At 39.7% G+C, this 16,506-nt stretch carries 11 protein-coding genes; 5 read left to right on the top strand and 6 right to left on the bottom strand.

Annotation, left to right across the window (positions count from 1 at the left end):
- Positions 1–31: 31 nt before the first annotated feature.
- Positions 32–952 (bottom strand): patatin-like phospholipase family protein, encoded by a 921-nt coding sequence (locus P255_RS09480; protein WP_035365172.1) that lies wholly within the window; start codon positions 950–952, stop codon positions 32–34.
- Positions 953–1,026: 74 nt separating this feature from the next.
- Positions 1,027–1,647, bottom strand: a complete 621-nt coding sequence (locus P255_RS09475) for a 1-acyl-sn-glycerol-3-phosphate acyltransferase (RefSeq protein ID WP_035365353.1) — start codon at positions 1,645–1,647, stop codon at positions 1,027–1,029.
- Between the two features lie 586 nt (positions 1,648–2,233).
- On the opposite strand from P255_RS09475, the gene P255_RS09470 reads away from it, so the two are divergent.
- The 3 genes from P255_RS09470 to P255_RS09455 all read left to right on the top strand — a co-directional run bounded on the left by P255_RS09470 (position 2,234) and on the right by P255_RS09455 (position 7,492).
- On the top strand, positions 2,234–3,661 hold the full coding sequence (locus tag P255_RS09470; RefSeq protein WP_004899911.1) for a DcaP family trimeric outer membrane transporter: 1,428 nt from the start codon (positions 2,234–2,236) through the stop codon (positions 3,659–3,661).
- A gap of 1,807 nt (positions 3,662–5,468) precedes the next feature.
- Complete coding sequence (locus P255_RS09460) at positions 5,469–6,143, top strand: DNA-binding response regulator PmrA (RefSeq protein ID WP_004899913.1); 675 nt, start codon at positions 5,469–5,471, stop codon at positions 6,141–6,143.
- A gap of 14 nt (positions 6,144–6,157) precedes the next feature.
- Positions 6,158–7,492 (top strand): ATP-binding protein, encoded by a 1,335-nt coding sequence (locus P255_RS09455; RefSeq protein WP_035365168.1) that lies wholly within the window; start codon positions 6,158–6,160, stop codon positions 7,490–7,492.
- On the opposite strand, the gene P255_RS09450 is transcribed toward P255_RS09455, so the two are convergent.
- Complete coding sequence (locus tag P255_RS09450) at positions 7,487–8,278, bottom strand: BUD32 family EKC/KEOPS complex subunit (RefSeq protein WP_004899917.1); 792 nt, start codon at positions 8,276–8,278, stop codon at positions 7,487–7,489. The genes P255_RS09455 and P255_RS09450 overlap by 6 nt on opposite strands.
- A gap of 162 nt (positions 8,279–8,440) precedes the next feature.
- Positions 8,441–9,628 (bottom strand): ammonium transporter, encoded by a 1,188-nt coding sequence (locus P255_RS09445; protein ID WP_035365165.1) that lies wholly within the window; start codon positions 9,626–9,628, stop codon positions 8,441–8,443.
- Between the two features lie 276 nt (positions 9,629–9,904).
- On the opposite strand from P255_RS09445, the gene P255_RS09440 reads away from it, so the two are divergent.
- Positions 9,905–10,264 (top strand): YidH family protein, encoded by a 360-nt coding sequence (locus P255_RS09440; protein WP_004899922.1) that lies wholly within the window; start codon positions 9,905–9,907, stop codon positions 10,262–10,264.
- A 204-nt stretch (positions 10,265–10,468) separates the two neighbouring features.
- Positions 10,469–11,491, top strand: a complete 1,023-nt coding sequence (locus P255_RS09435; RefSeq protein WP_004899923.1) for a coiled-coil domain-containing protein — start codon at positions 10,469–10,471, stop codon at positions 11,489–11,491.
- 61 nt (positions 11,492–11,552) lie between these two features.
- Here the strand turns inward: P255_RS09435 and P255_RS09430 are convergent, their stop codons facing one another.
- On the bottom strand, positions 11,553–13,496 hold the full coding sequence (locus P255_RS09430) for a protein kinase domain-containing protein (RefSeq protein WP_004899925.1): 1,944 nt from the start codon (positions 13,494–13,496) through the stop codon (positions 11,553–11,555).
- A gap of 59 nt (positions 13,497–13,555) precedes the next feature.
- Positions 13,556–16,459, bottom strand: coding sequence for a valine--tRNA ligase (locus tag P255_RS09425; RefSeq protein WP_035365164.1), 2,904 nt, complete (start codon positions 16,457–16,459; stop codon positions 13,556–13,558).
- Positions 16,460–16,506: the final 47 nt, after the last annotated feature.

Raw genomic sequence — 16,506 nt, 5'->3', positions numbered from 1 at the left:
TATTGCTAAAAAATATGTTTATTGGGTGTTTTTAGAAACGCGGGTGCGGAGCAGGCCTTAGAGCGGCAGGTGATTTTTTAAAGTTGGCAATTGCTGCTTCTATGGCAGGAATCTTCGCTTGTGCCGCTTGTTCGCCTTCTAAAATCGCATTTTGGCTGGAGCTCAAATCAAGCACACCCAAATTGCCGACTTTAGGCTGAATCACCACAGTCGCTTGTTGTAATTCCTGTTGAATGCTTTGTTGACCCATAATGTTAATGGTTTGATCAAGTAGGCCAAACATGTTACCTGCACCAGTTTTACTTGGGCGTGCAGAAATATCAACTGCAATCACAATATCTGCGCCCATGCTTTTTGCGGTACTGACGGGAATAGGGCTGACTAATCCGCCGTCGACATATTTCACGCCTGCAATGGTTGCGGGTACAAATACGTTGGGAATACTACAAGAGGCGCGAACAGCCTGACCGACATTGCCCCGAATAAACTCGGTTTTTTTGCCATTGTCCAGACGTGTTGCCACGGCTGCAAAACGGATCGGGAATTGCTGGATGGGCTTATTGCCAGCATTGGCATTAACGTAATCTTGTAGTTTTTGTCCCAGTACCACGCCTTGGCGGTTAAAGGTCAGATCACGTAAGTCAGACTCTTTGAGCTGAAAAGCCAGTTGTTGTAATTGATAAGGTGTTTTGCCGCTGGCATATAGGCTACCTACAAAACTGCCTGCACTGGTTCCTGTGACAATTTTGGGTCTAATCCCGTGTGATTCGAGTACTTTAATCACGCCAATATGTGAAAAACCCTTGGCTCCACCACCGCCTAGGGCAATTGCAATAACGGGTTCGCGTGGTTTAAGTGTTGGAAGTGTTTTTTTAGAACCTGTTGTGTCACATCCCAGTAGTCCTGCACCCAGTAAGGCAATGCAGGACCAGCGTGTTATTTTAAGTATCATATAATCAAATGTTATGTGCATGAAAAAATGGGAGCGCTTATATCAGCAAATTTTTTAGATATTGACCAGTATTTTTACAAAAGTTTGCGTAAGGGTTCAGACAGCCATTCAAGGCGTTTTGGATAAAATTGCCCTTGGTAGTGAGTTAATATTTTGTCTAAATCCTGCTCGTAGTCACCACTTGGTTGCAGCGCACCCAAACAGCGTAAAACTTTCTTTTGATAATCAAGTGCAAACATAACAATCGGCACATTTGCACCTGTAGCAATACGGTAAAACCCAGTTTTAAGGTCTTGGGCGTGTTTACGCGTGCCTTCAGGTGCCAGACCAATCCAGATTTTTTCTCTGGATTGCATAATCTGAATAGCTTGTTCAGTAAAACCACTCTTGCTGTTACGCTGAATAGGAATGACATCAACTTGCTCAAGTAATGGTTTGAGCGGTGTTTTAAATAATGATGCCTTGCCTAAAACTGATATTTTAACCCCTAAACCCAAAATCCCGATCAGAGCATACCAAGCATCATAATTTGAGGTATGCGGCATGAGAATCGCAACCCCTTTGGGCAGGTCAGGAATTTCTCCTTCAAAACTCCAGCCTTGTAAAAATAACAATTGGCGAAACCAAGCACGACTATGTGCTGTACCACGTGCAGGTAATTGGGGCGGTAGATTCGGAAAATTTTTGGCTTGCATATTGATCGTTGAATGCCATTTTGACAAGAACGCATTGTAAACTGATGTGCCCATCATGGTTTTACAAATTGTAAATTTTACCTTTAATCCCACTACACGTAGCATTTGGTATATGTAGTAGATCGGTTGAAAAATAATCGTTCACTTGCGCATTTTTAACGACAGGGGAGCTTGAGAGAGTTTCACCTTATGCATTTTAGTCATGATTTTTCTCAATCATAGGCGTAGCTGTTACTTTTTTTGCAGTGTTTTAGTGTGATATGTAGAGTTGTATCGAGAATATGATTATTGATTTTTTAGATGGATTTGTCATTTATTAATCAGGGGTAAGATTTTAATTACGAGTAAGTGTTTAAAAAATGTACAAAAAATTAAAAAATTACATTTTTCTTTTGATCAGAGTATTGGAAAAAAAAGTATTTAAAGTTATTTTTTGTGTAATTCTACGACTTAAGCTGTATAGAAATATATTGAATAAGCAAGGAAGATTAAATTTATTAAGGGATTGTCATAATTTTGTTACTTTAGTTTGGAATAGTAGCGATACTTTTCAAAACAACAAGTTTTTTATTGGATGGAGAATACTGTGGTTAAGGTAAAAACATTAGCACTTTCAGTAAGCGCAGCTTTAGCGTGGGGCGCAATGGGTTCTGCTCAAGCAGCAACAACAACACAACAAGTTGCTGACTTAAAAGCACAAGTTGCAGAACTTCAGCAAATGGTTCAAAGCCTTTCTAGCCAACAACAGCAACAAGCAGTTCAATTGCAACAACAAGCTCAAATTGCTGCAGCTAAACCAGCGCCAGTTGCACCAACAGCATCAAGCACTAAACCAGGTTGGATCACACTTGCAGATGGTCAAACTCAGCTTAGAGTTTATGGTAGCGTTCGTGCAGACAGCACTTATGACACTAAAGGTGGAAACTCTGATACTACAAGTATTACCAACAATACCAACAAAGTACCTTTAAATTCTGCAAATGGTACTCGAAATAACCTGAACGTGACTGCTGCAACTTCACGTCTTGGAGTTGATGTTGTTCGTCCAACACAATATGGCGACTTAACTGGTAAACTCGAAGCTGACTTTATGGGCAGCAGCAGCACAAATGGCGATGGTTCATTCCGTGTGCGTCATGCTTACCTTTCTTTGGGTAAATGGTTAGTCGGTCAAACTACATCTCCATTTGTCAATGTTGATACTATGCCTGAAACTGTTGACTACAATGGTGCAATGGGTGGTGGTACAAAACGTAATGTTCAAGTACGTTATACTCAACCAATCACTGCTAACCAAAAAGTGTTAGTTGCGTTGGAAGGTGGTGATGTTGATAAGTTAAGTACTGCTGGTACTGCACTTGCTTCAGGAACAACTACTACATCTTCAGGCGGTAACCGTTTACCTGCGTTAACTGCACGTTATGACATTGCTACTGCTGATAAAAAAGGTTTGTTGCAAGTTCATGGTATGTTGCATGAAAATCGTATTTCTGCTGCAACAGCAGCAACTAATGCTGGTTATAACATTGACGAAACCAAGTTGGGTTGGGGTGTTGGTGTAGGTGGTAAATATAGCTTTACACCAAACGATACTGTATTTGCGAACTATTATCACGTAAAAGGTGATAACCGCTATATGTTCTTCCAAAATGATGCATATGTTGCTTCTCGTGTTGGTACAGATCTTTATATTGGTGAAGCTGAGTTCGATTCTGGTTTGCTTGGTTACTCGCATAAATGGTCACCAAAATTCCGTTCAACTGTAGCAGCTGGCGCAATCTGGTATAAGAATGATAATACTTATGCAAACTACGCAAAAACAACTGCTTCTCAAACTTTGAACAAGAACTTGTATAACATTATTGTTAACAGCTTCTACTCACCTGTTAAAGACGTAGATTTGGGTGTTGAATACACTTATGGTCAACGTGAAACTTTTGCAAGCAAAACTGCGCTTGTAGACAACAAGGGTGATTACTCTCGTGTAGGCTTGATGGCTCGTTATAACTTCTAATTTAACGAACACGATGTAACGCTTTAAAACCGTAGCCGAAAGGCTGCGGTTTTTTATTTTCGGGTGCATAAATTTATTGGTTTAGCCTCAAAGGTATAAGTGACTGGTCTTGGTTTGAAGGATATATTTCTTGTGACTGAACTTATGGTCTTATATACGCTATAACTTGAAGAAAAATAGCGAGTTGGGCATACAGCATTACCTCATAATCTATTTTCCAATCAGAACGTAACTTGATTTTTTAGACTATTCACAAGGTTTGAAATGGTCACTTTAGGTTACATGATTGCTTTTACCCTGAAACTCTACAATTTGTATTTTAAAATTCAAAAAAATTATGCATAGTTTTAATCATGGTTTTAGATCCTGCATTTCTAGGTATTGGATAATAAAGACCAGATCTATTTTAAGTGTGAAAATATTCGAAGTAAGAATAAAAATCAAAAATTGAATTAATTTTAAAAGCCCCATTGTATTCGAGTGTTCTCAGTGGATGAATCATACAGTATTGATTTATTGTTAACTGATTTATGTGCCAAGCAACTGCTATCAATCAAAATGTAAAACCCGTTTTGAATATATATTTTGGGTATAAATAACAGTGTTCTAGTGGAAATACGAGATCGTGCGGCGAAGGAGTTAATGAAACTTATATCATTCACTGGTATTTATGCTGCTGAAAATAATTAATAGCCTAGTTCCAAATGCAGAGCAGATTTTAGAAGAAGAACATGACGATGTATCGTATTTATTACATTCCACGATGGAAATATCAACACAGCGCGATAGTATTTTGATGAAAAGATATTTTTCTGAGAGTGTAGATTTTACAAGAAGAGTTCTGTTGCTTTAGCGAGGGTAGATGTTAACAGTTATTGTTTAAGTGTTTTTTAAGTTAGTCCTTATACATTGCAATTTCCATACGGAAGAATAACTAAGCTGATTTGCAGGTCAGTTTAAAGCCAAATTCTCGCCAATCAGCTTAAACTGCTTGAAGTCGTGCTGGTTTGCGTTTTAAGGATTGATTATTCCGCAGGGAGTAAAAATTTTTAGGATAGTAGAATAGAAAATGCTCGACTGTCTTATTCTTGGATATATTTGCTGTGACTCAGTTTTATGATGATTATACCTATAGGTATAATTTTCGATGATGTATTAAGAAAAAAGACTTGATGTCGACTGGAGAAAGACAAGGATTGTAATCGGCTTGATTATTGCAGGCAGTGTGGTTGATTGAAATGATCTTCACTTTACTTATTGTTTTGTGAGTCTCGGAAGTTAAGCCTCTATTCTGAATAACGGGTTTGGCGCAGGATGCAAACGATTAGATATAGATAGAGCTTCAAGTCATATTGAAGTGATTGCCCAACATAAGTTCAAATTGCAATATTCTGGTGATGTAGAAGTGTGAATGAGAAAAATTGCTCAATAGTGATGATAATAGTATTGTTTATATTCATCATATTTGAAGTGATTGATGTTGTCGTTAATCGCGATAAGTATCAAACAGGTTTTTGGTATTATCGAACTATAGTGAGCCACAGCTGAAAATGTTTGTATATGCATGGTGCGCGATATACTTTAGAGCCATTCCTGCAAATTCATATTTTCGGGATGATGTGGTTTTTCTAGAGTGGCACAGAAACAACGTCGTGTGCTTGTGATAACAGCGGCAACAAAAAGTGAGCATGATCATATGCTTCCCACTTTGTTGAAGTCGCTGGATATTGACAGCTATGTCATCCACCCCGAATTAAATATGTTGGTGTCGTGTGCCAACCTGTAAATTGTAATTAGAGTGCATCGAATGTCGAAGATCTTAATAATTGAAGATGATTTTATGATCGCAGAGTCCACCATTACCCTGTTGAAATATCATGGTTTTGATGTTGAATGGGTCAATAATGGTGTTGATGGTCTGACAGAATTGTCTAAGCAAGCGTTTGATATCGTGTTGCTTGATCTTGGCTTGCCGATGATGGATGGCATGCAGGTTCTCAAGCAGATTCGCCAACGTACACAAATTCCAGTTTTGATTATCTCGGCACGGGATCAGTTAGAAAATCGTGTGGATGGTTTGAATCAAGGTGCAGACGATTATTTGGTGAAGCCCTATGAATTTGAGGAGCTATTTGCGCGTATTCAGGCGTTATTGCGCCGTGCGGGTATTGGTGTAAAAACAAACACCAATGATAAAGTGTTGATTAATGGTGATTTGGTGCTCGATCTCGAGCAGCACATTGCCAAGCTCAATGGGCAAATCATTGAATTATCGAATCGTGAATGGGCAATTTTAACCCCACTCATGACCCATCCAAATAAGATCTTTTCCAAGTCTAATTTGGAAGATAAGCTGTATGACTTTGATAGTGAAGTCTCTAGCAATACCATTGAGGTTTATATTCACCATTTGCGTGCCAAACTCGGGAAAGATTTTATTCGTACGATCCGTGGCTTGGGCTACCGTTTAGGGCATAACTGAGTTCAAATACAAGAATGCAAAAAGCTAAGTCTTTAGGGTCAAAACTGGTTGTTCTCACATCGCTGCTGAGCGTGGTGATGGCATGTATTTTGATGTTTTCGACTTATCATATTGCGATTAAAGAACTGACTCGAATACTTGATACCCAAATGCAGTTCTTGGCAACGCGTGCGACGACATTTAATTTAAAAAGTACCCATAGCAGTTTTAATCTTGACCATGAATATGAGCGTCAAGAGCTGTTTATGGATATTTGGTCGTATGATGATGTGAATCAACCTAAAACAAATCAGCTACTTGTCCCTCGAGTTAGCAAGGCGGGTTTTTATCAGCATGAAACGGATAATGGCACATGGTATACCTATGTGTTGCCAACGCCGAAATTTCAAATTCAGGTTAGTCAGCATGAGCGTACCCGACAGGTTCTGGCGTTAGAGTTGGCGGGCAGTATGGTATTGCCTTATATTCTGATTATGCCATTTGTGCTGTTTATTATTTTCTGGATTATTCGGGGGAGTTTGAAACCACTGGATGATTTGAAAAGTGAACTGGCACAGCGCGATTCCAATGAGCTTACTCACATTCAGGAAGAACAGTATCCAATAGAACTGTTACCTGCAATTCATGAAATTAACTATTTGTTTGACCGTATTTCTAAAACTCAGCAGGAACAGAAACAGTTTATTGCCGATGCTGCGCATGAACTGCGCACCCCGATTACAGCATTGAATTTGCAAACCAAAATTCTATTGCGTGATTTTCCTGAAAATACAGCATTGCTGAATTTAAGTAAGGGCTTGGCGCGAATTCAACATTTGGTCAGTCAGTTACTGGCACTTGCCAAACAGGACGCCTCACTCAATATTTTGGAAATGTCGAAGAAATTTCGCTTAAACGATGTGGCATTAAATTGTGTCGAACAGCTGATGAATCTGGCGATGGAAAAAGACATTGATCTGGGCTTTGAACGCAATGATGAAGTTATTCTGCAAAGTTATGAGCCGACAGTGCATTCGATTATTTATAACCTGATTGATAACGCCATTAAGTACACTCCAACACAAGGCGTGATTAATATTGCTGTATATCCAGATCCGCAGCAGCAAGTTGCGTATATTTGTATCGAAGACAGTGGCCCTGGGATTCCACAAGAGCAGTATGAAGACGTACTCAAACGATTTTATCGAGTACATCATCATCTGGAAGTGGGGAGTGGGCTAGGATTATCGATTGTACAAAAAGCGATTCAGCATGTAGGTGGAACGTTGAGCTTTGACAAAAGTTTAGAATTGGGCGGCTTAAGAGTTTTGGTCAAGCTGCCTATTCGCCTTCCAACACTGAACTCATGATAAATTTGGGTTGAGATTTTTTAAGAAAATCAAAAATATTTTCATGCGCTTACCATCGTTTCCTGTTCTTTCTACACCGATGCTGTTCAGCCATCCAAAACGACGCCCAACTTTACTGAGTTGATATAAAATGTCCTGACGGTCTTTGAGTGCTTGCTTGACCAACTGTTCCATCACAGGGCGTTCCTGTTCATTGAAGCGAAATGCCGTAGAAAAGAGTAGGCAGAGCCAGTCACGCGCCTGACAAATTTCAAGGTCAAGTATGGTACGTGGGTCAGTTTCAAAGTCAATAAAAGAAATATTTTGCTGGCTATCAATCAGAATATTACGAGCGAAGGCCTCACTTAAATAACCATTTTGCGCGTGGATCTGTTTCAAAGCATGAATTGTCACTTCAAACAAAGACTTGCGTTTTTTAAAGTCAGATTCGCGTGCCAGAGCGTGATCAAGTTGCATCAGTTGCTGATCGTGATTAGCAATATCTTGAATCAGCAATCCAGCATTGGATTCGGCAAGGACTTTGGGAACCGCAACGCCAATTTTTTCGAGTTGGCGAATACGCTTTGCTTCACAATGAATGGCATCTGCACCACCATAGTTCGGCACAGGTGCTAAAATTTGTATATTGAGCAATTTGGAAAGCCATTGCACGGGTAAGTAGAGCCACCAAGGATGACGTTTTGATGCCTTCTTGAGCCATACTTTTAAACCATCAATCACATAGGGTTGAATCGATTGACTTTGTGTGGGTGCAGTATGCTCTAAGAACTCTTGATATTTGTGCATGCAAAAAACGACACCTGATTTAGGTGATATACGAAAACAAATTGGAATGAAAATGTAGCTCAGTTTGCAAAATAAGTATAGGAATATCTTTTAAAATATTCTGTTTTAGATTGACAATAAAGGGCAGGATAAACCTAAAAATAAGTTCATCCTGCCAAACACTTAGAATTTACTTTCTTCAGCATTTGCCGAAATTTTATGAATTGATAAATCCGCACCGCGGTATTCATCTTCTTGGGTCAAGCGAATTCCCATGGTGACTTTAAGTAAACCATAGACGCCAAAACCACCCGCCAGCGCAATCACAATCGCCAGTAGTGTACCGATCACCTGTGCGATAAAAGATACGCCACCTAATCCACCAAGAGCAGTTTGCCCAAAAACACCTGCAGCAATGCCGCCAAGTGCACCACAAACACCATGCATTGGCCAAACACCGAGTACATCATCGACTCTGAGTTTGTTTTGGGTATAGGTAAATAGCTGTACAAAGACTATTCCCGCAATCCCACCAATCAATAGTGCCCCGACAGGATGCACGATGTCTGACCCTGCACAGATCGCAACCAATCCTGCCAATGGACCATTATGCAAGAAGCCCGGGTCATTTTTACCCATATAGTTCGCGGTAATTGTGCCACCAACCATTGCCATGAGTGAATTGATGGCAACCAATCCTGAAATGGCATCTAAACGCTGAGCGCTCATGACGTTAAAGCCAAACCAGCCAACCATTAAAACCCATGAACCGAGTGCTAAAAATGGAATCGAAGACGGTGGGTGAGCTGCAATCGCGCCATCTTTGCGGTAGCGACCATAACGAGCGCCCAGTAAAATCACGGCAGCTAAGGCAATCCAGCCGCCCATGGCATGAACAACAACTGAACCTGCAAAGTCATGAAAACTCGCACCAAAAGTATGTTGTAACCAGTTTTGGAAGCCTAGATTGCCGTTCCAGATGAGCCCTTCAAAAAATGGATAGACTAAGCCGACTAATAATAAAGTGGCGATTGCTTGTGTGCGCATTTTTGCACGCTCTGCAATCCCACCTGAAATAATAGCTGGAATGGCAGCGGCAAATGTCAGCAGAAAGAAACAGCGCATTAGGTTGTAGCCATGTTGTTCTGCAAGTATTTGACCCGAATGGAAAAAATGTTGACCATACGCGATGTAGTAACCTACAAAAAAATAAGCAATTGCAGAAATGGCAAAATCAGACAAGATTTTACTCAGTGCATTGACCTGATTTTTATGTCGAACTGTACCCAATTCTAGAAATGCAAAGCCAGCGTGCATGGCAAGAACCAGAACAGCACCGAGCAATAAAAATAAAATATCGAAATTTTGCATCATGATCGCTTAAAAATAGTGCTAATTTGGAAATATGCACAAGTATAGCGATGCCTGTTGCACCAATATAGAAATGATTGGATGGAAATTCTAATGATAACAATGCAAAAGTAGCCAAGACTCGATATAAAGCAGTTTTTGCACTAAAACAGAAAAAAAGCACAAAAATAGTGCTTTATTGAAGATGCTTCGCGAAAAGGGCGGCGGCGCTTTACAAGAATATTAGAAATGAATAAAGTGAAATAAGTCATAATTATAGATATAACAAAGGATAAAATGTCTGATTTAAAAGATCCACGTGTGCTTTTAGCTTTAGAACGCACCTTACTGGCTTGGAATAGAAGCAGTTTGGGGTTAATTGCGTTTGGTTTTTTATTGGAGCGCTCAAGTTTGCTGATACACGTGCTTGAATCGACCCAAAACTCGCCTAAAGTTGCATTAAGCAAATGGTTTTCTGTATTGATTGTCCTCTTGGCAGTAGTGATCAGCCTTTTTTCAATACGCCAATATAAAGTTGCTTTGAAGTCGTTAAACCCTTCGGAAATGATTGTTGGTTATCGAACAGATTTACCCGTAATGTTAGGCTTGATTAACATCTTATGTGCAGCGATGCTCTTTGTGATTTTTTTCGTATAGCGATGGCTGGGTATGCTGAATTGCACTTTTATTGTTAATGTGTTCACGGATTTTAAATCTTCTCTTAAAACGACGTAAAATGGTATCGTAATCGGGACATTTGAAGCGTCCATAAAGAAATGATATGAACCAATACAATGAGTCATACTACTGCGTTGTCTTGGCAATCTTGCTATAGTTCTGGTTTTGCAAGTTTGATTGGCGATGACTTCTGATCTAAAAGTAACTATACAGAAAAAAGCTGAATTTTCCCCGCAGCAGAAAAAGCTCAATCGACTGATCGACAAAATTGAACAGCAAAAAATCAGCATTGTTCGTTGGAAAAATGCACAAGCCGAGATTCAGCAGCATACCCGCCAAAAACTTTTCCCTGTCTATGCCGAACTACATACTGTGTTGTTTCAGCAAATGCAGCAGCTTTGGAACATGCTACACAGCCACGAATTTTCCAAAGCCGAAATACAGCAACTCGATGAGAAAATTGCCAGTCTGGACAAAATATTAAAACATTCCAAATCATTGTCTGCTGAGCAGCAAACTCAGGTTGCTAAAATCAATACGTTTTATCAGCAAGTTGTAGCGCAATCGAACGCTAAAAAAAGCAAAAAGTCGCAGAATGTCAGCCTAGAAAATCAGCAAACTCCCCAACAAGATGAGTTTGAGATAGAGCAGGACTTTGAGCAATATGCCGCCGAGCAGCAACAGGCGCGCGAACAAGCCAAGCAGCAACGACTGCAACAAAAACGTGAGCAAGCCGAGCAAATGGCAGCACAGTCGCTCAAAACCGTGTATTTAAAAATTGCCGCGATGATTCACCCTGACCGTGAGCAAGATGAAACTAAGAAAGCCCAGAAAACTGAATTGTTTCAGCAAGCAAGTCATGCCTATGAACAGCAGGATTTGTTTTATTTGCTGAAAATGCAGTTACAGCTTGAGCAGAACAAGGGTGTAACTTCAAAAGAACTCACACCTGAGCAAGTAAAGTTTTATCAACTGGCTTTGGATGCACAAAGTCAGCAGCTTGAAAGTCAAATTAGTGAGATTTTAGAGTCTTTTCATTTAGCGAAGACGGTGAAAGCCGAGCATGTGCATATGAGTGATGTGTATAAAGCCATAGATGCGGATTGTGCTGAGTTAAAGCAGCAGTTGAAGTGGGAAAAGGAGCGTTTAAAACACATGAAAAAAGTGAGTGGGGTGGAGATGTTGTTGGGGCATGGGGCGCTTTGATGGGAAAAATAACCTCTCCCTAACCCTCTCCTGAAAGGAGAGGGCATTTCAGACTATCGAATTAAGGAATGGGATTAGGCATTAACTCTGGCAAAAACTCTGTGTGTTTAAGGTTTTTTAATGCTTTGTTAATAAAGTTGATAAGTGCACTTGTACTTCTTGAGGAAATTTTATCTGATAACTTATCCCAATTATATGAGACATAGTTTTCATAAAACTGATGATAGAACTGAGCACTCATTTCTATTGTCCATCCATATTTTTTACCTAAATTAAATAAGCACCAAAACTCTCTAATTTTTTCAATACTATAATTTTGTAAAAATATTTGATTTTTAGCTTCTAATTCGTTTTGTTTTAACATAAGTTCAAAAATGGCAGAGCTTGGAATTATTCCAAATTCATCATTGGATTTTTCAAATTTTAGTCCATCAATAATGGTACGAATTTCTTGTATATTTAGATATAAAAAGTCTACTTTGGGGGAAATATTTAATCGTTCATATTTAAATTCAAAAGGTAATGTGTTTGTTTGAGGAATTTCTGAGTAGTTCAAGAAATTTCTACAAAAATAATTATCAAATTCTTCAAAGCATACAAATTTTTTACTGTGGCGACCATCGTACGTTGCGCTAATTTTATTATACCAACTATCATTTTTTACAAATAAAAAACTACCTTTATGAACAAAGGTTATTCTTGATGAATTTTCCGAAAGCGGTTGTTCTTCGAATAAATTATACTCCCAATGTTTGTAATCAGTTAAAAAATGATTGTTTATAAGAGTGTATTCAGACGTTTCTGATTGAGAATAACTTTCAATATTGGGTGTTGTTTGGTTTTCCAAGTATATGTAATTATTCGAAATATCTGCTGAGAAATTTCGATAGATTAGTCTTTTTGGCTTAATCCATGTTTTAAAGCCACTCATATTCATAATAATAAATTCTTGTTCTTGTACCTCATGTAGTTCAATACCATGAATATCAAGTCCACCACCATCGGGGAAAAAAGCATGATGTAAATCAGGTTCAAAACTATAAAATGTATTCAGAAAATTATATATAGCTCGAATATCTGTAAGTTCGATTTTAGAAGCTTGGTAAGGGTTTAATTTATTACATACATCTTCCCATTTACTATTTATGTACTTTGAATAATTTTGTAGTGAGGATTCTACTTGGTTTAGTGTAAAAATAATTTCATCTAATGTTATTCGATCTGTCGGATTAGTTTTGGTACATCCTTCTATAATTGTATGAACATCATTTAGAATAATTTTTTCTTTAAATAAAATCTGTTCTAATTTTTCTTGTTGGGATATTGAATACTCACCATCAAATCCATGTTCATCTTGGGTTAAAATCATCCAAATTGTTACACCAAGCGAATAGATGTCTGATTTCTTATAATCTTCTGTTTCTAAGTCCTTACCTGTTTTTCGCATTTCAGGGGCAATTGTTTGGTAGTTCCCCATACGTGTTCCATGAGGAGTAATCCCTGTAGTTTCCTGTGGATCAGTAACTAAACCAAAATCAGCTAAATATAATGTATTGTTTAAAAATAAAAGATTATTAGGCTTTATATCACGGTGACAATAATTATTAGAATGTAAGTTTTTAATATCGTTACATATTTTAATAAGAAACTGAATTTTTTGTAAAAATGCTGTTTCAGAAATACCTTCATCAAATGTTTTTGCTAAAGGTAATCGTACCCAAGAGTAATCATTTTCATTTAATGAATAATCAAAAATGGGCAATACACTATATTTTTCTTGAGATTGGTAGAGAGTGGTATGGACTTCAAATTCTCTTCTTAATCGTGAAAATTCAATTTGACGGTTTGTTTTAGGTAAAAATTTAAATACACATATATTAGACGGAGTAGACTGTTCATAAGCTGTCCAAATTGATCCATTTCCACCTTTAGCAATTTCTTCGATTAATACCCATTGAATATCATTAGATTCAATTATTTTATTTTTACTTGGTTTTAAACTCATAAAAAATCCCCTTCAAGGTTGAAGAGGATTTTAGATTAAATAGTAGTCAGATTACAGCATTAAAGCGCTGCAATCTGCTCCATATTCGCTTTAATCTTCGCTAACTGGTCAGCAAACTCAGCCAACTTCGCACGTTCACCTTCAACCACAGCCGCAGGTGCTTTCGCCACAAAACCTTCATTGCCAAGTTTAGTGGCAATCTGGTCATGCTGCTTTTGCACTTTGTCCAAGTCTTTTTGCAAACGACCTAGCTCTGCTTTCGGGTCGATCAAACCTTTCATAGGAACAAATACAGACACATGGCCCACAACAGAAGAAGATGATAATGGTGGTTGCTCAGCATCTGCCAAGAAGGTAATGCTTTCCACTTTTGCCAAAGCTTTAAACAATGCCTCAATACGTGTGATTTGTGCTTTTTCAGCATCGGTAGTGTTTTGAAGTAGAACAGGCAACAAACGCGCATTACCTAAGCCCATTTCACCACGAATGTTACGTACCGCACCAATCAAACCTTGCAACCACTGCATGTCTGCTTCAGCTTGATCGTTGATTTTCGCGGCTTCTGGCACAGGGTACTGCGCCGTCATAATCGTGTCGCCACCTTTGCCAACCATTGGCGCAAGGGTTTGCCAGATTTCTTCAGTCAAATACGGCATAAGCGGATGCGCCAAACGTAAAGACGCTTCCATGACTGCAAGTAATACGCGACGAACTTCAGCTTTACGTTCATTTGATACATTGGCATCGTTCAGAACAGGCTTAGTCAGCTCAACATACCAGTCACAGTATTCATTCCAGATGAAGTCGTAAATCGCTTGCGCTGCAAGGTCTAAACGATAGGTTTCAAATGCTTGATGAACCGCTTGTTCTGCTTTTTGTAAACGGCTGATGATCCATTGTTCTGGAAGTTCCCAAAGTTCAGGATTTGCCACTTGTGCAACGTCTTGACCTTCAACATTCATCAACACGAAACGGGTTGCGTTCCAGATCTTGTTACAGAAGTTACGGTAACCTTCAACACGTTTTAAATCGAACTTAATGTCACGACCTGTATTGGCAAGCGCACAGAAGGTGAAACGTACTGCGTCAGTGCCGTAAGAGCTAATGCCTTCAGGGAATTCTTTGCGCGTTGCTTTTTCGATCTTGTCAGCTTGTTTCGGGTTCATCAAACCAAAAGTACGTTTTGCAACCAGACTTTCAAGATCAATACCGTCGATCAAGTCCAGTGGGTCAAGCACGTTACCTTTCGATTTCGACATTTTCTGACCTTCGCCATCACGTACCAAACCATGTACATACACAGTTTTGAACGGAACTTGTGGCGTGCCATCTTCATTTTTCATGAAGTGCATGGTCATCATGATCATACGGGCAACCCAGAAGAAAATGATGTCAAAACCAGTCACTAACACATCAGTTGGGTGGAAAGTTTTGAGAATGTCATTTGCCGCATCTTTTGCCGCATCGCCAGTCCAGCCTAAAGTCGAGAATGTCCAAAGACCTGACGAGAACCATGTATCAAGCACGTCTTCGTCTTGTTGTAGGCTGATGCTGTCTGCGATGTTGTGTTTTGCACGAACTTCTTCTTCGTCACGACCCACATAGACATTGCCTTCAGCATCGTACCAAGCTGGAATACGGTGACCCCACCACAACTGACGTGAAATACACCAGTCTTGGATGTTGTTCATCCACGCCATGTACATGTTGGTGTACTGCTCTGGCACAAACTTGATGCGACCATCTTTCACGGCTTCAATCGCAGGTTCAGCCAATGGTGCAATTTTTACATACCATTGATCGGTCAATAATGGCTCAACGATCACGCCTGAACGGTCACCGCGTGGTGCTTTCAAGTCATACGGTTGGATTTGGTCTAACCAGCCTTCCGCTTCTGCCTGAGCAACCAGTTTTTTACGTGCAGCAAAACGCTCTAAACCAACGTAGTCCGCAGGAGCAGCAATAGTTTGAGAAATCTGTTCGCCTGCTTTAGCAATGTATTCAAACTCAGCCAACACTTCTGCATTCTTGTTGAAAATGTTGATGATTGGCAAGTTGCAGCGTTTACCCACTTCATAGTCGTTGAAGTCGTGAGCAGGGGTGATTTTTACACACCCAGTACCGAAGTCTTTTTCAACGTATTCGTCAGCAACCACTGGCACTAAACGACCTGTAATTGGCAGAATGATGTTTTTGCCAATCAGGTGTGCATAACGTTCATCTTCAGGGTGAACGGCAACCGCGGTATCGCCAAGTAAGGTTTCTGGACGCGTGGTTGCCACCACCAAGTAATCTAAACCGTCTTTGGTTTTCAGGGTTTTGTCTTCAAAGAAGTATTTGAAGTGCCACAATGAACCTTTTTCTTCATGGTTTTCAACTTCAAGGTCAGACAATGCTGTTTGAAGTTTTGGATCCCAGTTCACCAAGCGTTTGCCACGGTAAATCAGACCTTGTTCGTGTAACTGAACAAACACTTCTTTCACCGCATTCGACAAACCTTCATCCATGGTGAAGCGTTCGCGTGACCAGTCTACAGAAGAACCCAAACGACGGATTTGACGGGTAATGTTACCGCCAGACTGTTCTTTCCATTCCCAGACTTTGTCGATGAACTGTTCACGACCCAAGTCATGGCGGCTAATGTTTTGCGCGGCAAGTTGACGTTCAACCACCATTTGCGTTGCAATACCTGCATGGTCAGTCCCTGGTTGCCACAAAGTGTTTTTACCCATCATACGATTGTAACGGGTGAGGGCATCCATAATGGCGTTGTTAAAGCCATGCCCCATGTGCAAACTACCTGTGACGTTTGGTGGTGGAATCACGATACAGAAAGAGTCACCTTGACCCGATGGCTTAAAGTAGCCTTTCTCTTCCCAAGTTTGATACCATTTTTTCTCGATCTCGGTAGGATCGTAGGTTGTAGCAATATTCTGAGCGGAATTCGCAGTTGCGTCAGTCATAGTTAACAGATCAAAAGTGCAAAAAAATTGGCTCCATTGTAGCAAAA

It is taken from the genome of Acinetobacter brisouii CIP 110357 (genome assembly GCF_000488275.1).
GTDB classification, from domain to species: domain Bacteria; phylum Pseudomonadota; class Gammaproteobacteria; order Pseudomonadales; family Moraxellaceae; genus Acinetobacter; species Acinetobacter brisouii.
This window is presented reverse-complemented; position numbering and strand designations above follow the sequence as displayed.